Below are 20,571 nucleotides of genomic sequence, written 5' to 3' on the forward strand. Positions count from 1 at the left end.
AGAGCCAGTCTAATGAAGGACTTCGCGCTGTCTAGCCTTGCAAAGCAAAATTCTTCGACCGAACCACTACGGATTTCGTAGGCCGGAGGGCCCTGTTTCAAGGAGCTGGTCAGCGGTGGAGCGATGCAACCGGGCGGCGGTCGGGTCGCCCAGCCGCTCCAGGGTGTCGGCCAGCCTCAGCTGCAGCGCCGCCTGCAGCCGCACATCTCCCGCGCGGCGCGCGCAGGCAACGGCCTCCTCGCAGGTACGCAGGGATTCACGGGGTCTGCCCGCGTACTCCTGGACCCGGGCCGCCTCGCTCAAGGCCCTTGCGTGGCCGGACAGATCGCCGAGTCTGCGGTATCCGGCCGCGGCCGCACGCCAGCTGCGCAGTGCCTCTCCGTAGCGGCCCGCATAGGTCTGCACGGCGCCGATCCGGCCGTACAGCCGCGCCTCGTCGGCGAGCTCACCGCGGGCCAGCCGCTGGGACAGGGCCCGCCCGTACCAGTCGGCGGCTCGCTGCCAGTCCCCCAGCTCCTGATAGGTGCCTGCTACGGATTCCATTGCTCGACCAATGGCATACGGGTCATTTGCTCTGCGGCTGGCATCCAAAGCCGACCGATATCGCAGCAGAGCGGCATCCACGCGCCCCGTCTGCGCATCCAGGTCGGCGAGGTTCAGCAGCGCCGCGGCCTGCTCCCGGTCGAGGCCCCGGCGCTCGGCCACCCCCAGGACGAGCTGATGCAGTCCGTAGAGGTCGGGCGCGGCCACCTCGGGACCGCGATGGGCGACGAGGGCCCGCACCAGTGCGGCGATCAGCCTGCGGGCCAGGGTGTCCAGCTCGCCGTCGGTGACGGCGAGCCGCGCTGCGGCGGACAGTGCCGCCCGGCGGGCCAGCAGCCAGTCCCCGGCGGCCTCGGGGCCCGGAAAGCGCAGAGTCCGCGGCAGCCCGGCCAGTCTGCGGCGGGCGTCGGAGCCGTCGGGTTCGGTGACGGCACGGCACGACTGCAGCAGCCGCACGGTCCGCTCCAGCATCCGGGCGCGGGCGAGCTGGATCTCCGCGGGGCGGTCGTGCGCCGTCATCCGCTCGTGCAGGAGCGGTGCGAGACAGCCGGGCACCTCGTACGTCCCCTGGTCGCCGTCCTCCCGCAGCAGACCGAGCGCGGCGAAGTCCTCGAGTGCCTGCGCGGCGTCCGCGATCGTGCCTCCGGCCAGCGCGGACGCCGTGTTCGCGTCCACGAACCCGGCCGGAGCGAGCCCGAGCAGCCGCAGCGTGCGGGCCGCGGCGGGCGGCAGGGACTCGTACACCAGCCGGAAGGTACGGGCCAGCGGCTTCGCTCCATCGGGCCGCTCGGGGTCGTCCGTCAGTCCGCGCAGGCTCTTGGCCGCGTCGGCGACCGAGGCGCTGGGGCGGGCCGCGAGCCAGCCGCCGATCAGGACCATGGCGGCGGGCTGGCCGCCGCACTGCTCGACCAGGGACTCCGCGGCCTGCGGGTCGACGGTGATCCGCACCTCGCCGGTGAAGCGGCCCAGCAGTTCGATCGCGGACTTCGGGTCCATACCGCCGACGGTGCACGGCCGCACGTCCGGGATGCCGGTGAGCGGCCCCTGGGCGACGGCGACGACCAGGCAGTCGGGGTTGTCGGGGATCAGCGGATCGACCTGCTCCGCATCGCAGGCGTCGTCCAGGAGCAGCAGACAGCGCCGCTCGGCCAGCGCGTCGCGGACCAGTCCGGTGAGCTCGTCCTCGTCCCCACCGGGCGGGGCGGTGACGCCGAGGGCGTCGAGCAGTTCACGCGCGGTGCGCTCGGAGGGGACGGCGTCCCCTCCGGGGTCGGTGAGCCGTGCCCGCAGCACTCCGTCGGGATACTCGCCGGCCAGCCGTCGTACCAGCTCCCCGGCGAGCGCGCTCCGCCCCGAGCCCGGTCGCCCCGCGACGAGCAGCACCCTCGCGCGTGGTGCCTTGCGGCCCGCGAGGGTGTCCAGACCGGTCCGTTCGATGTCGGCCCGCAGGGCTTTCAACTCGCGCTGCCGCCCGATGAATTGTCCGGCCGCACCCCTCGCGGTCCCCTGCACCGCCGCCTCCGCGGCCACGGGCTCGGCCGCCGGAGACGGCGGGCTACCGGGCGAAGGGCCGTTCACGTCCACGCCTGCTCCCTCATGGGCCACGCTCCAGTCCGCCGCTGAACGAGCCGAGCCCACCGGAGGTTCCCCGTGCGGGCGCTCCGAGCGTAGATCAGCCGTCTCGGCGGATGCCGGGGAGCGCTGCGGCGCGTGCGGCCGGTTCCCTCGATCGGATCAACCGATCGTCCCACCGGACGCCCGCGCAGGCGCTCCTCGCGCCTACGCCCCGAACGGCCGGGCCGGCCACGGCGCCTCGGCCGGACGGAGGGACTCCACGCCGTCGCCCGCGAGCACTGCCGCGAGCGAGAGCACGCCCACGGCCAGGCAGTTGTTGTGCAGCTCCCCCGCGAGCACACCGCGCACCAGGTCCTGCAGCGGCACCCGGGCCAGTTCCATGTCGGCCTCCTCGTCGGAGACCCGGAAGCGTTCGCCGTCGGCCTCGGAGAGGTCACGGGCCAGGAAGACCCGCACCGCCTCGTCGCAGCCGCCCGGCGTGGTGTAGACGTCGACGAGTACCCGCCAGTCGACGGCCTTGACGTGCGCCTCTTCGTACAGCTCGCGCTGAGCCGCCGTCAGCGGGTTCTCGCCGGGGACGTCGAGGAGCCCGGCCGGGATCTCCCACAGCTTGTGCCGCACGGGGTGCCGGTACTGGCGGAGTACGAGGACACGGTCCGACTCGTCGAGGGCGAGCACCGCCACGGAGCCCGGGTGGACCTGGTAGTCACGGCGCACGACCGCGCCGTCGGGCATGACCACATCATCGGTGCGGACGCTCGTCTTGTTCCCCTGGAAAGGGGTCGCGGTCGCGGTGATCCGCCATTCCTCAGGGGTGTCCTTGATGGTCATGTACGTACGTCCTCCCAAACGCCGGAACCGGGGTACGCGGCCCGAGAGCCGGCCCGTACCCCGGTCCACGTTAGTGCTTTGCCTTACTTGCCCGTCTTGCGCGCCGCCTCGGCCTGCCGCTGCACGGCCGCCTTCACCAGTCCGGCAAACAGCGGGTGAGGACGGGTCGGGCGGGACCGGAGCTCCGGGTGGGCCTGGGTCGCGACCAGGTAGGGGTGGACGTCGCGCGGGTACTCGACGTACTCGACGAGCTTGTTGTCCGGGGAGGTTCCCGAGAAGACGATGCCCGCCTTCTTCTCCAGCTCCGCGCGGTAGGCGTTGTTCACCTCGTAGCGGTGGCGGTGGCGCTCGTCGACGTACGGCTGGTCGTCGTAGACCTCGCGGACGATCGAGCCCTCGGCGAGCTTCGCCGGGTAGAGCCCGAGACGCATCGTGCCGCCGAGGTCGCCCGCGCCCTCCACGTAGGCGAGCTGCTCCTCCATCGTCGAGATGACGGGGTGGGCGGTGGTCGCGTCGAACTCGGTGGAGTTCGCCTCGGGGATCCCGGCCAGGTTGCGCGCGGCCTCGATCACGATGCACTGCAGACCCAGGCACAGCCCCAGCAGCGGGATCTTGTTCTCGCGGGCGTAACGGATCGCGCCGACCTTGCCGCTGACCCCGCGGTCCCCGAAGCCGCCCGGGATGCAGATCGCGTCCACGTCACCGAGCTGCTTCGCGGCGTCCGCCTGCGTCTTGCAGTCGTCCGACGTGACCCACTTGATCTTGACCCGGGCCCGGTTGGCGAAACCGCCGGCCCGCAGTGCCTCGGTCACCGAGAGATAGGCGTCCGGCAGGTCGATGTACTTGCCGACCAGGGCCAGACTGATCTCGTGGTCCGGATTGTGGACACGGTCCAGCAGGTCGTCCCAGATCGTCCAGTCGACGTCGCGGAACGGCAGGTCCAGCTTGCGCACCACATAGGCGTCCAGACCCTCGGTGTGCAGCACCTTGGGGATGTCGTAGATCGACTTGGCGTCGATCGCCGCGACCACGGCCGCCTCGTCCACGTCGCACATCAGCGAGATCTTGCGCTTGATCGCCGTCGGCACGTCGCGGTCGGCGCGCAGCACGATCGCGTCGGGCTGGATACCGATGTTGCGCAGCGCGGCGACCGAGTGCTGCGTGGGCTTGGTCTTGAGCTCGCCCGAAGGACCGATGTAGGGCAGCAGCGAGATGTGCACGACGAAGACGTTGTCCCGGCCGACCTCGTGGCGGACCTGGCGGACGGTCTCCAGGAACGGCAGCGACTCGATGTCGCCGACCGTGCCGCCGACCTCCGTGATCACGACATCCACATCGTCCGTGGCCATCCGGCGGATGCGGTGCTTGATCTCGTTGGTGATGTGCGGAATCACCTGGACCGTGTCGCCCAGGTACTCGCCGCGGCGCTCCTTGGCGATGACCGTGGAGTACACCTGGCCGGTGGTGACGTTCGCGGAGCCGTCCAGGTCGACGTCGAGGAAGCGCTCGTAGTGGCCGATGTCCAGGTCGGTCTCGGCGCCGTCGTTGGTGACGAACACCTCACCGTGCTGGAACGGGTTCATGGTGCCCGGGTCGACGTTCAGATACGGGTCGAGCTTCTGCATCGTGACCCGCAGGCCGCGTGCCTTGAGCAGAGCACCCAGACTGGAGGCCGTCAGGCCCTTGCCGAGGGAGGAGGCGACACCCCCGGTGACGAAGATGTGCTTGGTCGTCGTGGATGTCGAGGATCGAGCCGGCATGGCCAAGAGGGGGCTCCCGTGGTCGCGAGTGGTGGTGCGTACCGGCGCTCCCGCTGTGGAGATCCGGAGATTTCCGGGGTGCCGTCGCTGCGGTTCGGGGGCCGCCATTCACGAGAGGAGCCCACCGGTCCACGGGCTACCAGGGTATCAGCGCCGGGGGGAGACTGCTTCCGGCCACACGGGGCATCATGGCCATCACGGGCTTCTCCGGACTCACCCGTCGGTCACCCGTTCGGCGGCACCGGATTGCCGGGAGCGTCGCGCGGATCACGGGGGTGCGTCGTATCCTGCTCGGACACTTGGTTCGGAATGTCGCTCTCCGAGCAAGCCGGCGATTGGCACCACCCCCGCCCTTCACCCGGAACAAGAGCTCGTCAATGACCGATTGACCGATTGACACCCTTGACCGAAGAAAGTGCCACGCAGGGCGGACGTGGCCGTTCAACTGGAGATCCATTGGCCGGGCGCATCGAGGACTACGCACTCATCGGGGACATGCAGACCGCTGCCCTGGTCTGCCGGGACGGCACAGTCGACTGGCTGTGCCTGCCCCGCTTCGACTCGCATGCCATCTTCGCGGGACTTCTCGGCACCGAGGAGCATGGCTTCTGGCGCCTCGGGCCCGCGTATCCGGGCGAGGCGGAGCCCCCCACGGCAGACCGCCGCAGGTATCGCGGGGACTCGCTGATCCTGGAATCGGAGTGGGACACCCCACGCGGCACGGTCCGTGTGACGGATTTCATGCCGCCACGTGACGGGGCACCCCAGCTGATCCGGATCGTGGAGGGCGTCAGCGGCCGTGTCCCGATGCGCTCGACGCTGCGGATGCGGTTCAGCTACGGACGGGTCGTGCCGTGGGTGCACAAGGTCGACAACCGGACGGTCGCGGTCGCCGGCCCCGACTCGGTGTGGCTGGACACACCGACGGAGACCTACGGCAAGGACCTCACGACGTACTCCGACTTCACCGTCTCCCCCGGCGACCGGGTCGCCTTCACCATCAGCTGGCAGCCCTCGCACCGTGAGCCCCCGGCGCTTCCCGACCCCGAGGGGTCGCTGGACGCCACCGAGGATTTCTGGCGCGAGTGGGTCGAGCACTGTACGTACCACGGCCCCTACCGGGAGTCGGTGGTCCGCTCGCTGATCACGCTGAAGGCGCTGACCTACGCCCCGACCGGCGGGATCGTCGCCGCCCCGACCACCTCCCTGCCGGAGGAGATCGGCGGCGTACGGAACTGGGACTACCGCTACACCTGGCTGCGGGACGCGGCGATCACGCTGTCCTCGCTGCTGCGCACGGGCTACCGGGAAGAGGCCCGGGCCTGGCGTGAGTGGCTGCTGCGCGCGGTCGCCGGCGACCCGGAGAACCTGCAGATCATGTACGGCATCGCCGGCGAGCGCGAGCTCGGCGAGGCGGAGCTGGACTGGCTGCCGGGGTACGAGAACTCCACCCCGGTCCGGGTCGGCAACGGCGCCGCGAGCCAGCTCCAGCTCGATGTCTACGGCGAAGTCACCGAGGCCCTGCACCTGGCGCACATGACCGGCCTGTCGCGCAACGACTACGCCTCCGTGCTCCAGCTCAAGCTGATCCGCTATCTCGAGGACCACTGGGACCAGCCGGACGAGGGCATCTGGGAGGTCCGCGGGCCGCGCCGCCACTTCGTCCATTCCAAGGTCATGGCCTGGGTGGCCGTCGACCGCACGATCAAGCTGATCGAGTCGGGCGACGCGGACGGCCCTCTGGAGCGCTGGCGGGACCTCCGCGACGAGATCCATCGCGACGTGTGCGAAAAGGGCTACGACAAGGAGCGCAACACCTTCACGCAGTCGTACGGCTCCAAGGAGCTCGACGCCTCGCTGCTGCTCATCCCGCAGATGGGCTTCCTGCCTCCGGACGACAAGCGCGTCATCGGCACGATCGAGGCGATCCAGCGGGAGCTGTCCACACCGGACGGTTTCGTGCTGCGCTACCCGACGGCCGGCGACGAGGCAGGGGTCGACGGGCTCGAGGGCGACGAGGGCGCCTTCCTCGCCTGCTCGTTCTGGCTGGCCGACGACCTGGCGATGATCGGACGCGTCGACGAGGCACGGCGGCTCTTCGAGAAGCTGCTGTCGCTGCGGAACGACCTCGGGCTGCTCGCCGAGGAGTGGGACCCCCGGCTGCAGCGCCAGGTGGGCAACTTCCCACAGGCCTTCAGCCATGTGCCGCTGATCGACACGGCGCTGCGGCTCACCGCGTCCGGCGCGTACGGAGGCTGAGGGACCGGCCGGGACGGCTCCGGATGTGCGCGGCAGGACCGCTCGTACCTACGATGAAAAGGTCCTGTTCGCGCCCCGGAAGGGGGCATCATGGCGCCCCAGCCCGTAGCGGAAGCGGCCCTGGACGGGCTACGCGAGACCGTCACCGGCGAGGTCATCGCCCCGGGTGATCCGGGGTACGACGAAGCCCGCACGCTCTTCAACGCGATGATCGACCGGCGGCCGGGCGTGATCGCCCAGTGCGAGTCGGCGGCCGACGTCGCCGCGGCGATCCGCTTCGGCCGGGAGCACGGTCTGGAGCTGGCGGTCCGCGGTGGCGGCCACAGCGTCGCAGGTCTCGCGAGCACCGACGGCGGTCTGGTGATCGATCTACGCCGGATGCATGCGGTCACGGTGGACCCGGACGCCCGCACGGCCCGGGTCGGTGGTGGAGCCACGATGAGCCATCTCGACCGGGCCGCCGAGCCGTTCAGGCTGGCGACCACCGGAGGCAGGGCGTCCACCACCGGTGTCGGCGGGTTCACCCTCGGCGGCGGATCCGGTTGGCTGGAGCGGAAGTACGGGCTGGCCTGCGACAATCTGGTCGCCGTGGATCTGGTGACCGCCGAAGGCACCGAGATCCACGCCGACGCGGACGAGAACCCGGAGCTGTTCTGGGCGCTCCACGGCGGCGGCGGCAACTTCGGGGTGGCCACCTCGATCACCCTGAAGCTGCACTCCCTGCCCGCCATGTCGGTCGCGATGATCTTCTTCCCGGCCGATCGCGGGGCCGAGGTGCTCCCCGTCTACCGGGACGTCCTGGCGAGCGCCCCTGACGAACTGGGCGGCGGGTTCATCTATCTCACCGGCCCGCCCGAGGACTTCATGCCCGAGCACCTGGTGAACCAGGCCGTGACCCTGGTGCTGATCACCTTTGCGGGCACCGAACCGGAGCTGCGCAGGGCGGCCGGTCCGCTGCTGGACCTCGGCCATGCGGCGGAGCTCGTCATGGAGCTCCCCTACGCCGAGCTGCAGTGCATGCTCGACGATCCACCGGGCCTGCGGAACTACTGGTCGGCGGAGTATCTCGACACCCTGCCGCCCGACGCAGTGGACGTCTTCTGCGCCCGTGCCTCGTCGATGATCGTGCCGTCGAACTCCCAGCACATCCTCTTCCCCATGGGCGGCGCACTCTTCCGCGACGACTCCGACTTCCCGGTGCCGTGGCGGTCCGCCCAGTGGGCCGTGCATCCCTTCGCCATCTGGAACGACGTGGCCGACGACGAGCGCGGCCGGCAGTGGGTACGTGACGTCCGGTCCGATGTCGAGCCCTGGTCGCTCGGCACGACCTATCTCAACTTCACCGGTCTGGAAGGGGAGGAGCGGGTGGTGGCCGGCTTCGGGGCCGCCAACTACCGGCGGCTCGCCGCGGTCAAGTCGCAGTACGACCCCGACAATGTGTTCCGGCTCAACCACAACATCAGGCCGGGCTGATCTCCGGCCCCGGCTGGTGGTTGTCCGTGGATCTTTCGCCCAGGTAGCGTCCCGGCAATGGAAACACAGGGCGGTATCACCGTGCAGCGGGCGCTTGAGCTGCCCGGACTCCGCAGCGGGCTCCCCGAGGTGGTGGCCGGTGCCGACCGGCTGAACCGTACGGTCCGCTGGGTGCACGCCGGTGAGGTGTCCTACATCGCCTCGCTGCTCAAGGGCGGGGAGCTGCTGCTGACGACGGGGCTGGGGATCGGCAGCCGTCCCGCCGAACAGCGCGCCTTCGTACGGCGCCTCGCGGACCGCGGGGTGTCGGCGCTCGTCGTCGAGCTCGGCTCGCGCTTCACCCGCCTTCCCGCCGCCGTCGTCGATGCCGCGACCGCCGCCGGGCTGCCGCTGATCCAGCTGCACCGCGAGGTGCCGTTCGTCTCGGTGACGGAGGAGGTCCACACCGAGATCGTCAATCTGCACTACGCCCTGCTGCAGCGCGCGGACGAGGTGCACCGGCGGTGCACCGAGGCTCTGCTGGGCGGCGGCGGCATCCCCCAGGTACTGCGGATCCTCGCGGACTTCACGGCCAACCCGGTGTTCCTCGAGACGGCGGACGGGCAGCTGCTGTACGCGGCGGAGAGCGGCTCGGGGCCGGCCGCCGCCGACCCGCTCCAGGTGTGGGAGGGGCTGCGCGGGCAGCGTGCCGCCCGGGAGTCCGGACCGCCTGCCGGGACCGCCCTGGTGGATGTGCCGGGCGGTGGCCCCGGCACCGGGTCGGTGCGCGCCCGCCTCGTCGTACCGGCGGTCGCCGCGACCCTGCTCCCGGTGCACCGGATGGCGCTCGAGCGGGCGGCGGCCGTTCTCGCGGTGGTCCTCATGCAGGCACGCCAGGAGGAGGAGCTCGCCGCGCGCGGCCGGGGCGACTTCCTGACCGATCTCGCGGAGGGCCGGATCACCGCGGAGGACGCACCCGAGCAGGCCCGGGTACTCGGCTTCAAGCCCGGCGACGGGCCGTTGCTTCCGGTGGTGATGCGGCTGGCCCCGGAACTCTCGCCGTCGGGGAACTGGTCGCTCCTGGCCCGTGCGGTGCTCGAGGAACTGCAGTCCGTGGGCGTACCGGTGCTGCTCGGGGTACGGCCGGTGGAAGGCCGCGTACCGCTGCTGGTCGGTCTGCGCGCCGAGTCGGAACGCGCGGCGGTCGCGGACCGGGTCGCGGCGGCTCTGCGCGCCGGCCTCAAGCGGGCGGGCATGGAGCGCGCAGGAGCCCATCCACCGGTGGTCGTCGTCGGCGTCGCGGGCGGCTGGGCCGGGACGTCGGCCGGTCTGCGCCATGTGTCCGAGACGGCGACCGCGGCACTCGGGCTGGTCGAACGGCCCTGGTACGACGCGCGCCGGCTCGACATCGACCTGCTGCTGTGGCGGTTGCGGGACCACCCTGACCTGGCGGCCTTCGTGGACCGGGCGATCGGGCCGCTGCGCGAGCACGACCGCGCCTCACGCCCGCCGTTGCTGCCCACGCTGGAGACGTATCTCGCCCACGCGGGCCGTAAGGCGGAGACGGCCCGCGAGCTCCATCTCAACCGCCAGACGCTCTACAACCGGCTCGCGCGTATCGCGGAGTTGCTGGGCACGGACCTCGACGACCCGCAGACGGTGCTGGCCCTGTCGCTGGCCCTGCGGGCGCGCAGACACCTCCCGTAGGCTCCCGGCTCGCGCCCTGACGGCCGGGTGGTCAGGGACGACGGGGCAGTACGGAGCGGAACTCCTCGACGGTGGTCAGCAGGGCGTCCCCCGCGAAGCGCAGCGCGGCCAGCGACCGCTCGCCGGCGTCCGCGTCGCCCGCACCGCAGGCATCGGTGACGACGACGGGGACGTAGCCCAGATCCGAGGCGTGGCGGACGGTCGGCTCGATGCCGATCTCCATGGCGACGCCGATGACGACGACGGTGGTGATGCCGCAGTCGCGCAGCGCGATGTCCAGCCATGTGCCCTCGAACGCCGACATGGTGATCTTGTCGACCACCGCGTCCCGGTTCGTGGGCCGCAGCTCGGGGACGAACTGGGTGTGGGGAGCGGCCGGAGGGAAGGGCGAGACCACGTCGGCGGCCTGTGCGGCGCCCTGCCAGCTGCGCCACATCCGCAGCTGAGAGGCGCCCATCAGTTCGGGCGGAAGCGTGACGTGGCGCAGGAAGTAGGTGCGGATCCCGACGGTCCGGGCGGCTTCGACGGTCTCGACCGCGCGGCGGACGATCCGGTCGCGGTCCTTGATCTGCGCCAGAATGCCCGCCTGCATGTCGTAGACCAGCAGCGCTGTGCGCCGCGGATCGCAGGCTTCTTCGAGAGAACGCGGAACTGCCAGCCCGAATCGCTCATCCACGGGCGCGACGCTACTACCTCCGTACGGCCGCCGCACCCATGACGGACCATCGGGAGACGGCCCGCGCCCCGACGGCCGGGCAGGCCGCGGCAGCGGCGTCCGGTGCGGGGCCGGGTGACGGCCCCGCACGGCGGCCGGCCGGGTCAGTCCGGCGGGCGACGGCGCGGCGGGGCGAACTCGTCGTAGATGCTCAGGATCTGGGCGATGGTCTCGTCCTCCGTCGGCCAGGTGGCCGCCTGGGCCTGTCCCGCCGCCGCCAGCCGGCGCCGGCGGGACGAGTCGGCGAGCAGCCCGGTCACCGCCGTGGACAGTGCGCCGGGGTCCCCGTAGGGCACCAGCTCGGCCGCGTCACCGACCAGTTCGGGGATCGCGCCGACACGGGTCGCCACCAGCGGCACACCGAGGCGCAGGGCCTCCTGCGCCAGGAGCGAGCGTGCCTCCCAGCGGCTGGGCAGAAGCGCGATGTCGGCGGCCGCGAGAAGGTCCGTGATGTCGGTTCGACGGCCGATGAGCCGGACGGGGAGACCCTCGGCATCGATCCGGCGCTGCAGCGGCGCCCGTCCGCGGCCCTCGCCCGCGATCGCGACCAGGGGCACGGGGTCGAGCCCGAGCCAGTCCCGGGACGCGTCGAGGAGGGTGGTGTATCCCCGCCCGGATTCCAGCCTGCCCACGGCCATGAGCAACGGCCGGTCGACGGCGCCCAGTTCCGCCCGAGCCTTGTTCTCGTACGAGCCCGCGCAGCCGCGTGGCCCCGGCACCGCCACCGGGGACAGCCGGGCATCGCGCGCGCCCCTCTCTCGCGCCCGGTCGACCAGCTCGGACGAGGTGGCGAGCACCACCGTGGCCGTGCGTACCGCCCTGCGTTCCATCAGCCGTACCACCGGTCCCCTGGCGCCCGCCGCGTGCGGCCGGGTGTGCCAGGTGACGACGAGGGGGAGGCCGGGCTGCCTGCCGATGGCGAGCCCGGCGCGCACGGCGGCGTTGAGTCCATGCGCGTGTACGACGTCCGCGCGGGCGCACGCCGCCCTCAGCGCACCGACGGCGGCCGGGTCACTGCGCGGCGGTACGGGCACGAAATGCGCTCCGGTGCCCAGGAAGTCGTACTCGTGCTCCAGGGCGGCGGGGGCGCATACGGTCACCCGCACGCCCCTCGCCACCAGCCCCGCGGCGAGTGATCTGACATGAGCGCTGCTGCCCGCGCTGCCGCCGCTCAGCACCTGGACCGTACGCAGCTGTGTCACGCGCCAAGGATGCCAGCCCGTACGCACGTTCCGGCACCGCTGGAACGTCTTTCCCCTGCCCCACGCGGCAACTCCGTCGGCCGGTTCACTCACATGGGTGAGCGCGCGAGTTCGGTGATCCGTTCGCCGCACGCCGCCGCGGCGATCAGCGCGGCCGCGTGAACGGCCAGTCCCGTACGGCCGTTGCCCACGGCCATCGCAGCTCCGACGGCCGCGCCGAGGGCGTGCGCCCCCGCGTCGCCGAGCATGGTGCTCTCGCCCAGGTCGTCGCCCATCACCGCGGCCGCGGCCCCCATGGGGACGGCGGCGAGCGGTCCCCGCAGCAGTCCCGGCGCGCCGAGGCCGAGCACGATGAGGCCTGCGCGCCCGGGCCGTACGTCCACGAGGTTCGCCAGGTGCGCCGTGCCCGCGATCACCACCCCCGCGAGCACCTTGTCGACGGGCCGCTCCTTGAGCAGCGCCCCGGCGAGGAGTCCGGCGGCCCCGACCCCGAAGAGCTTGACGGCGCCGCTGGTGACCTCGCCCTGCCTCAGGGCCGCGAGATGGGCCGGGAAGCCCCGCCGGTCGTCCCCCGCGACATCGTCGTACGCCCCGCACGCTCCGGCCGCCAGGGCGGCGGCAGCGGCTGCCGGGGCGCCCACCGCCATCGCACCGGCCACCACCCCCGCGGTCACCGCGGGACCGGCGCACAGATCGACGGTGCGCCCGGCGTAGTTGGTGCGTTCCCAGCGCGCGTCGCCACGCGTGCGCGCCCGGAGTGCGCGGTAGACGAGGCGTGTGCCGCCCGCGGCGACGGCGAGGGCGGTGACTCTGCTCAGGGTTCCCATGATCGTCAGCCTAGGACGCCGTGCTCGTGCGCCGGATGGGCGGGCAAGGGCCGCCTGGAGACGGCTCGTCCCGGCGCGAAAGGGCGGTTCAGGGGTACCGGGGTCCGCGACCGGGGCGAAAAGGGCGACGAAGCCCGACCCCGGCCGCCGCCGTCACGCCCCCGCACGCGCCGCCGTCACACCTCCGCACGCGCCGTCGCCAGCAGTTCCTCCGCATGCGCCCGGGCCGTCTCCGAGTCCTCCTGGCCCGCGAGCATCCGGGACAGCTCGCGCACCCGGTCCTCGCCCTCCAGCACCGTGACCCCGGACCGGGTCACCGATCCGTCGTCGGTCTTCTCGACGAGGAGCTGCCGGTCGGCGAACGCCGCCACCTGCGGCAGATGCGTGACCACCACGACCTGCGCGGTCTTGGCGAGCTTCGCCAGCCGCCGCCCGATCTCGACCGCGGCCTTTCCTCCGACGCCCGCGTCGACCTCGTCGAACAGATACGTCGGCACGGGGTCGGTCCCCGCGAAGACGACCTCCACCGCGAGCATCACCCGGGAGAGCTCACCTCCCGAAGCACCCTTGGCGATGGGCCGCGGCTGAGCACCCGGATGCGGGGCGAGCAGCAGCTCGACCTCGTCCGCCCCGGACGGCCCATAGGCGACACGGCGGCCGCCGACCTCGATACCGTCCGGGTCCTCGGACTGGCGGATGTCGATGGTCACGCGCGCGTGCGGCATCGCCAGATGGGCCAGCTCCGCCGTGACGGCGCCGGCGAAGCGGGCCGCCGCCTCCGTGCGTGCGTCGGTCAGGGACTGCGCCAGCACGGACAGTTCAGCGCGCAGGGCATCGCGCTCCGCGGTGAGTTCGCCGATCCGGTCGTCGTCGCCCTCCAGCTCGGTGACCCGCCGGGCGCCCTCCTCGGCCCAGGCCAGCACGGCGTTGATGTCCTTGCCGTACTTGCGGGTCAGCCCGGCGAGCGCGGCACGCCGCTCCTCGACCGCCGCCAGCCGCAGCGGATCGGCGTCGAGATCGTCGGCGTAACCGGCGAGCTCACCCGCCACGTCGGCGAGCAGGATCGAGATCTCGCCCATGCGTTCGGCCAGCGCGGCCAGCGCGGGGTCATGGGCCCGTACGGTCTCCAGGGCCCGCCCGGCACCCGCGACCAGCGTGGTGGCGTCGATGCCCTCGGGATCCTCGGGATTGCCGGCGAGCGCCGCGTGCGCGACCGAGGCGGCCGACGCGAGCGCCTCGGCGTGTCCGAGCCGCTCGGCCTCGGCGGCCAGCTCCACGTCCTCGCCCGCGCTCGGCTCGACACCCGCGACCTCGTTCAGCCCGAAGCGCAGCAGATCCGCTTCCTGTGCCCGCTCGCGGGCCCGCGTGGTGAGCTCGTCCAGCTCCGCGGCGACGGCCTTGAGGCGCCGGTAGGCGGTCAGGTATCCGGCGTACGGCCCGGACACGGCGTCACCGGCGTACCGGTCCAGTGCCTGTCGCTGCCGCGCGGCCTTGAGCAGACCCTGCTGGTCGGTCTGCCCGTGGACGGCGACGAGTTCGTCGGCCAGTTCCGTGAGCATGCCGACGGGCACCGACCGTCCGCCGAGGTGGGCGCGTGAGCGACCCTCGGCCGAAATCGTCCGGCTGATCAGCAGCGCACCCTCGTCGAGTTCGGCCCCGGCCTCCTCCGCGCGTACCGCGGCTGGGGCGCCCTCGGGCAGGGCGACCCGCCCTTCCACGACCGCCGACTTGGCGCCGATCCGCACCAGGGCGGGATCGGCGCGCCCGCCGAGCAGCAGTCCCAGACTGGTGACGACCATGGTCTTGCCCGCGCCGGTCTCGCCGGTCACCGCCGTGAATCCGGGTGACAGCTCGACGACGGCATCGTCGATGACCCCGAGCGACCGTATCCGCATCTCCTCCAACACGGGGAAGACCTTACGAGGTCCTGCTCCCGCTGTGCGACGGACCCCGGTCCTCACCGGCAGAGCCGCAGGTCGCGGAGGGCTGCCATCACTCTCCGGAGTGGCCGTGGAGACACCGGGACACTACACCGGGGAGGTGAGCGTCCCGGGCTGCGGCCGGTGACGCCGCCACCGGTGCCGGCATCCTCCGGCGGGACCGGCCGATCGCCGATCAGCGGGGAGCGCCCCGCCACCCCGACACCGGCAGCGCGAACTTCGCCACCAGCCGGTCCGTGAACGACGCGTGGTGCAACCGTGCGAGCCGCACCGGCACCTCGCCCCGGCGCACCTCCACCCGCGCCGCGGGCGGCAGCTCCACGGCCCTGCGGCCGTCGCACCAGAGCACTCCGTGCGGGGTGTTCGGCTGGACCTCCACGGCCAGGACCGACGTCGGCGCGGTGACCAGCGGCTTCGCGAACAGGGCATGTGCGCTGATCGGCACCATCAGCAGGGCCTCCACCTCGGGCCACACCACCGGACCGCCCGCCGAGAACGCGTACGCGGTCGAACCGGTCGGGGTCGCGCAGACGATGCCGTCGCAGCCGAACGCCGTGACGGGCCTGCCGTCGATCTCCAGGAGGACCTCCAGGATGCGTTCCGGCGACACCTTCTGCACGGCGGCCTCGTTGAGCGCCCAGTCGCGGTGGACCACGTCGCCGTTGCTGCGTACGGCGACATCGAGGGTCATCCGCTCCTCGACCTCGTACGCGCGCGTCACCACCCGGTCGACGACCTTGTCGAGGTCGTCCCGCTCGGCCTCCGCGAGGAAGCCGACCCGTCCCAGGTTGACGCCGAGCATCGGCACCCCGGACGCACGCGCGAACTCCGCGCCGCGCAGCAGCGTCCCGTCGCCCCCCAGCACGATCAGCAGCTCACAGCCGTCCAGGACCTCGGGCGTGGCCTCGGGGACGGTTTCCACGGCGTCCGGCAGCGGGAGGTCCCTCGCCTCGAAGGCGAGCACCCGCACCCCGAGGCCCGCGCGCAGCAGTCCCTGGACGACGAGTTCGGCGCTGCGGATGGCCGCCGGCCGTCCGGTGTGCGCCAGCAGGAAGACGGTGCGGGTGTGTCTCTTCGCATCCGTGCTCGTATCGGTCAACGCGGCCCCTCCGCCACTGCACGATCGACATCCGCCGGGTCGAGGTCCGGTGCCCCGGCCCGGAGCCACAGAAAGTATTCGACGTTCCCCGAGGGTCCGGGCAGCGGACTGGCGGCCACGCCGAGCACACCAAGGCCGAGCTCTCCGGCCTGCCGTGCCACGGTCCGTACCGCCTCGGCGCGCAGTTCAGGGCTGCGCACCACTCCTCCGCTGCCGAGCCGCTCCTTGCCGACTTCGAACTGCGGCTTGACCATGAGGACGAGGTCGGCGCCGGGCGACGTGCAGCGCACGAGTGCGGGAAGCACGAGGCCGAGCGGGATGAAGGACAGGTCGCCCACGACCAGGTCCACCGCCACACCGTCGATCGTCTCCAGGGTCAACTCACGCACATTCGTACGGTCCTTGACCGTCACACGTTCATCACTTTGTAGAGACCATGCGAGCTGGCCGTAGCCGACGTCCACGGCTACCACGTGTGCGGCGCCCGCGCGCAGCAGCACATCCGTGAAGCCACCGGTGGAGGCGCCCGCGTCCAGCGCCCGCCTGCCTTCGGTCTTCAGCCCCTGTGGCAGGAAGGCCGCGAACGCGCCCGCGAGCTTGTGACCACCGCGAGAGACGTAATCGGGGTCGCTGTCGTCCTGGGCGACGACGATGGCGGCGCTGGTCTCGACCTGGGTGGCGGACTTCGTCGCGGTGTTGCCGCCGACGGTCACCCGCCCTGCCGCGATCAGCTGGCCCGCGTGCTCCCGCGAGCGGGCGAGCTTGCGGCGTACCAGTTCGGCGTCGAGGCGGCGGCGTGCCACTCCTGCCACGTTCGGTTCAGCTCCTGTGGTTGTGCGGTGCGTCGGGGCGCGGGTGCTGGGCGTCGAGGGCGGTCAGCGTGTCGCGCAGCCCCCGATGTACATCCTCGTACACCTCGAGGTGTCCGTCCGCCGGGAGGAGGTCCGCATCGGCCAGCCGCTCCAGCTGCGCGTCCACCGCGGCGTCGCCGGTGGGGACGCGCTCGACCCCCAGGGGCGCGGGCGCGGCGGGGACGTCCGCCTCCCGCACCGGCTCGGCTCCCCCAGCCGGTACCGGTGCGGCGCCTGGCGCGCCTGCCGTGCTTTCCGCGGACGCTTCGATCGAGTCGCTCATGCCCAGACGCTACCCCGAAGCCCTGGGGTACCGTCGATCACGATGGCGACGATGGAGGAGTGCCGCAGCGCACTCGGCAGACTTTCGGACAATCTGGCGGCGGCGGAAGGGGAGCTGAGCGGCGCTACCACGCTCGACCGCTCCCTGAGCTGCCACATCAAGGACTTGGACGTCACCTTCACGGGCCGTCTGACGGCAGGCCGGATCAAGGTGCTGGACACCCTGGACGGCCCGCCCGTACGGAAGGCGGACATCCGGCTCACGATGACCGGTGACGATCTGGTGGCGATGGTGGACGGGAAGCTGAACTTCGCCAAGGCCTGGGCCTCGGGCCGGGTCGGCCTCGAGGCCGGCTTCCGCGATCTGCTGCGTCTCAGGGCGCTGCTGTAGTCACCGGGCCACTGCCAGGTCATCGGCCCGCGGAGACCGCAGGCCATGACATCTGTGCAGATCAGGACGTCCCCGAGACGGCGGTCTCCGCTTCCCGCGGCTCCTCCTTGCGACGCCGCGCCAGCGGCACCACCAGCGGTGTCCCCGTCTCGGGATCATCGATCACCTGCGAACGCACCCCGAATACCCGTTCGACGAGATCGGCGGTGACGACGTCCCCGGGTGCGCCCTCCGCGGCGATCTCGCCGCCCCGCATGGCGATGAGATGGGTGGCGTACCGGGCGGCCTGGTTGAGATCGTGCAGTACGGCGACGAGGGTGCGCCCCTGCGTCTCGTGCAGCTCGGCGCACAGATCGAGGATCTCCAGCTGGTGCTGGATGTCGAGGAACGTGGTGGGCTCGTCCAGGAGCAGCAGCGGCGTCTGCTGGGCGAGCGCCATGGCGATCCAGACGCGCTGCCGCTGACCGCCGGAGAGCTCGTCCACGTACCGGTCCGCCAGATCCGCGACCCCGGTCGCGGCCATCGACTCCTTGACGATCCGTTCGTCCTCCCGTGACCACTGGCGCAGCAGACCCTGGTGCGGGTAGCGGCCGCGGGAGACGAGATCGCCGACGGTGATGCCGTCGGGCGCGATCGACGACTGCGGCAGCAGCCCCAGTGTCCTGGCGACCTTCTTCGCGGGCATCGAGTGGATGGCCTGCCCGTCCAGCAGCACCCGGCCCTGGCTGGGCTTGAGCATCCTCGAGAGTGCCCGCAGCAGCGTGGACTTGCCGCAGGCGTTCGGACCGACGATCACGGTGAACGAGTTGTCGGGTATCTCGACCGAGAGATCCTCGGCGATCACGCGCTGGTCGTAGGCGAGGGTGACCGACTCGGCGGTGAGGCGCTGCATGGACGTACTCCTGGGGTTCTTCTCGGTCTCGGTCGGATGTGGTCCCGTGCCGCGCGGCCGCGGTGCCGGCTCGCCGCCCTGCCGCGGCCGCGGTGCTGCCCCGTTCCTTCGCTCCTGCGGGGTACCGCGCCCGGAGCGGGCGGCCGTCATACCCGCCCCGCCTTGCGCTCGGTGACGAGCAGCCAGAGCAGATAGACGCCGCCGAGCACACCGGTGACGACACCGACCGGAAGCTGGCGGTCGCCGAACGCCGAGGTGGCTGCCCAGTCCGCGGTGAGCAGCAGCGCCGAGCCCATCACGGCGCTCACGCCGATGTTGGGCCCCGCGGAGCGGGTCAGCCGGCGGGCGAGCTGCGGGGCGCTGAGCGCGACGAACACGATCGGCCCGGCCGCGGCGGTGGCCACGGCGGTGAGCAGCACGGCGGAGCCCATCAGCACGCCCCGGGTGCGCTCGACGCTCACCCCGAGGGCATTCCCCGCGTCGTCGCCCATCTCCAGCATCCGCAACGGCCGCCCGTAGGCCAGGCAGAGCGGGATGAGCACCGCGCACACCGCGAGCAGCGGCCAGAACTGGCTCCAGTCCCGCCCGTCGAGCGAGCCGGTCATCCAGACCACGGCGCGGGTGGCGTCGACGAGGTTCGCCTTGGTGACGAGGTAGTGGATGGCACCGGTGAGCATCGCGGCCACCCCGATACCGACCAGGACCAGCCGGTAGCCGTGCACTCCGCGCTTCCATGCGAGCAGATAGACACCGGCCCCGGTCGCCAGTCCGCCGACGATCGCGCCACCGGCGGTCGCCAGGGCCCCGCCCTGGAACAGGACGATGACGACCAGCGCGCCGACGGTCGCTCCCTGGGCGAAGCCGAGGACGTCCGGACTCCCCAGCGGATTGCGGGAGATGGACTGGAAGACCGCCCCGCCCACCGCGAGCGCCGCACCGACCAGCAGCGCCACCAGCACCCGCGGCAGCCGTACGTCCTGGACGATGAACTCCTGCGCGGGCGTGCCGTCGCCCATCAGGGTCGCCACCACCTCACCCGGCGTCATCGGGAAGTCGCCGCTTCCGACGAGGACGACGGCGACCACCAGCGCGACGGCCAGAAGCAGCAGCCCGACCAGGGACGCCCGGGGGTCCACGCGTACCGAGAACCCGCCGGGAGTGCGTATCGCTTTCACGGCCTTCACAGCTGAGCCATCCTCTTGCGCCGTACGAGATAGATGAAGACGGGCCCTCCGATGAACGCCGTGACGATGCCGACCTGCAGCTCGGACGGACGGGCCACGACCCTGCCGACGACATCGGAGCCGAGCAGCAGCACGGGCGAGAGGACCGCGGCGTACGGCATGATCCAGCGCATGTCGGGTCCGGTGATGGCCCGGACCAGATGCGGAACCATCAGACCGATGAAGACGATCGGCCCGCAGGCGGCGGTCGCCGCGCCGCACAGCAGGGTCACCGCCACCATCGCGAGCACACGCGTACGGGTCAGATGGGCACCCAGCGCACGCGCGGTGTCATCGCCCATCTCCATGGCATTGAGCGGCCGGGCGATCAGCAGCGCGACCACGACACCGGCGCCGATGAAGGGAGCGATCTTGACGATGGTCGCGTGGTCGGCCGAGGCCAGCGATCCCACGGCCCAGAAACGCAGCCGGTCCAGAGCGGCCGAATCCAGCAGCTGGACGGCGTTGACATAGCCGAACAACGCGTAGGTGGCGGCGGTGCCGGCGAGTGCGAGCCGCACCGGTGTGGCACCGCGGCTGCCGCCGAGCACGTAGACGGCGACGGAGACCACACCCGCGCCGAGGAACGCGAACCACACGTACCCGCCGACGGACTTGATGCCGAAGAAGGTGATGGCGGACACGACCGCCGCCGCCGCGCCCGCGTTGACCCCGAGCAGTCCCGGCTCGGCGAGCGGATTGCGCGTGAGCGCCTGCATCACCGCGCCCGCAAGACCGAGTGCCATGCCGACGAGCAGCCCGAGCACCGTTCTCGGCACCCGGAGGTCGTGCACGATCACATCGTTCGCGGTGCCGGTGCTGTGGAAGAGACCGTGCCACACGTCGCCCACCGGCACCGACTTGGCGCCGATCGCGATGCTCGCGACACAGACCAGCAGCAGGACACCGACCGCGGCGAGCAGCCCGACGGCACGCAGCGCATGGCGCTTGCGCGGTTCCGGCGCGGGCAGTGCGCCTGTCGGATCCGCGCTCTCTTGGGGAGGACTGTCGACCAACACGCG

At 71.9% G+C, this 20,571-nt stretch carries 17 protein-coding genes; 4 read left to right on the forward strand and 13 right to left on the reverse strand.

The annotated features are described in order from the left end of the window. Positions 1-66 precede the first annotated feature (66 nt). The 3 genes from ACTWOL_RS07740 to ACTWOL_RS07750 form a co-directional block, all read right to left on the reverse strand. Positions 67-2,127 (reverse strand): tetratricopeptide repeat protein, encoded by a 2,061-nt coding sequence (locus tag ACTWOL_RS07740; protein WP_474295719.1) that lies wholly within the window; start codon positions 2,125-2,127, stop codon positions 67-69. A 195-nt stretch (positions 2,128-2,322) separates the two neighbouring features. Beyond that, complete coding sequence (locus ACTWOL_RS07745) at positions 2,323-2,949, reverse strand: NUDIX domain-containing protein (RefSeq protein WP_474295721.1); 627 nt, start codon at positions 2,947-2,949, stop codon at positions 2,323-2,325. Between the two features lie 83 nt (positions 2,950-3,032). Then, positions 3,033-4,709, reverse strand: coding sequence for a CTP synthase (locus ACTWOL_RS07750; RefSeq protein ID WP_474295723.1), 1,677 nt, complete (start codon positions 4,707-4,709; stop codon positions 3,033-3,035). 456 nt (positions 4,710-5,165) lie between these two features. Between ACTWOL_RS07750 and ACTWOL_RS07755 the strand changes: the two genes are divergently transcribed. From ACTWOL_RS07755 to ACTWOL_RS07765, 3 genes are all read left to right on the forward strand, one after another. Next, positions 5,166-6,968, forward strand: coding sequence for a glycoside hydrolase family 15 protein (locus ACTWOL_RS07755; RefSeq protein ID WP_474295725.1), 1,803 nt, complete (start codon positions 5,166-5,168; stop codon positions 6,966-6,968). A gap of 90 nt (positions 6,969-7,058) precedes the next feature. After that, positions 7,059-8,441, forward strand: coding sequence for an FAD-binding oxidoreductase (locus ACTWOL_RS07760; protein WP_474295728.1), 1,383 nt, complete (start codon positions 7,059-7,061; stop codon positions 8,439-8,441). 57 nt (positions 8,442-8,498) lie between these two features. After that, complete coding sequence (locus ACTWOL_RS07765; protein ID WP_474295730.1) at positions 8,499-10,127, forward strand: PucR family transcriptional regulator; 1,629 nt, start codon at positions 8,499-8,501, stop codon at positions 10,125-10,127. Between the two features lie 31 nt (positions 10,128-10,158). Here ACTWOL_RS07765 and ACTWOL_RS07770 read toward each other — a convergent pair whose 3' ends face one another. From ACTWOL_RS07770 to ACTWOL_RS07800, 7 genes are all read right to left on the reverse strand, one after another. Further along, the gene (locus tag ACTWOL_RS07770) at positions 10,159-10,803 is read right to left on the reverse strand and encodes a cysteine hydrolase family protein (protein WP_474295732.1); all 645 of its coding nucleotides are present in this window, start codon (positions 10,801-10,803) and stop codon (positions 10,159-10,161) included. 143 nt (positions 10,804-10,946) lie between these two features. Then, complete coding sequence (locus ACTWOL_RS07775; RefSeq protein WP_474295734.1) at positions 10,947-12,044, reverse strand: glycosyltransferase family 4 protein; 1,098 nt, start codon at positions 12,042-12,044, stop codon at positions 10,947-10,949. Between the two features lie 89 nt (positions 12,045-12,133). Further along, positions 12,134-12,871, reverse strand: coding sequence for a hypothetical protein (locus tag ACTWOL_RS07780; RefSeq protein WP_474295737.1), 738 nt, complete (start codon positions 12,869-12,871; stop codon positions 12,134-12,136). Positions 12,872-13,047: 176 nt separating this feature from the next. Beyond that, on the reverse strand, positions 13,048-14,778 hold the full coding sequence (recN, locus tag ACTWOL_RS07785; protein ID WP_474295739.1) for a DNA repair protein RecN: 1,731 nt from the start codon (positions 14,776-14,778) through the stop codon (positions 13,048-13,050). A gap of 208 nt (positions 14,779-14,986) precedes the next feature. Continuing rightward, positions 14,987-15,910 carry an NAD kinase gene (locus tag ACTWOL_RS07790; protein WP_474295741.1) on the reverse strand — a complete coding sequence of 308 codons (924 nt, stop codon included), beginning with the start codon at positions 15,908-15,910 and terminating at the stop codon, positions 14,987-14,989. After that, a complete protein-coding gene (locus ACTWOL_RS07795; protein ID WP_474295743.1) occupies positions 15,907-16,722 on the reverse strand; it encodes a TlyA family RNA methyltransferase in 816 nt (271 codons plus the stop codon). The genes ACTWOL_RS07790 and ACTWOL_RS07795 overlap by 4 nt, the downstream gene beginning before the upstream one ends. Before the next feature lie 7 nt (positions 16,723-16,729). Continuing rightward, on the reverse strand, positions 16,730-17,044 hold the full coding sequence (locus tag ACTWOL_RS07800) for a hypothetical protein (RefSeq protein WP_474295745.1): 315 nt from the start codon (positions 17,042-17,044) through the stop codon (positions 16,730-16,732). A 42-nt stretch (positions 17,045-17,086) separates the two neighbouring features. On the opposite strand from ACTWOL_RS07800, the gene ACTWOL_RS07805 reads away from it, so the two are divergent. Further along, complete coding sequence (locus ACTWOL_RS07805) at positions 17,087-17,434, forward strand: SCP2 sterol-binding domain-containing protein (protein ID WP_474295747.1); 348 nt, start codon at positions 17,087-17,089, stop codon at positions 17,432-17,434. A 61-nt stretch (positions 17,435-17,495) separates the two neighbouring features. Here the strand turns inward: ACTWOL_RS07805 and ACTWOL_RS07810 are convergent, their stop codons facing one another. The 3 genes from ACTWOL_RS07810 to ACTWOL_RS07820 all read right to left on the reverse strand — a co-directional run bounded on the left by ACTWOL_RS07810 (position 17,496) and on the right by ACTWOL_RS07820 (position 20,568). Then, on the reverse strand, positions 17,496-18,326 hold the full coding sequence (locus ACTWOL_RS07810) for an ABC transporter ATP-binding protein (protein ID WP_474295749.1): 831 nt from the start codon (positions 18,324-18,326) through the stop codon (positions 17,496-17,498). A gap of 146 nt (positions 18,327-18,472) precedes the next feature. Then, complete coding sequence (locus ACTWOL_RS07815; protein ID WP_474301114.1) at positions 18,473-19,501, reverse strand: FecCD family ABC transporter permease; 1,029 nt, start codon at positions 19,499-19,501, stop codon at positions 18,473-18,475. A gap of 5 nt (positions 19,502-19,506) precedes the next feature. Next, positions 19,507-20,568 carry a FecCD family ABC transporter permease gene (locus ACTWOL_RS07820; RefSeq protein WP_474295751.1) on the reverse strand — a complete coding sequence of 354 codons (1,062 nt, stop codon included), beginning with the start codon at positions 20,566-20,568 and terminating at the stop codon, positions 19,507-19,509. Positions 20,569-20,571 lie beyond the last annotated feature (3 nt).

This window comes from Micromonospora sp. IBHARD003 (assembly GCF_056106285.1).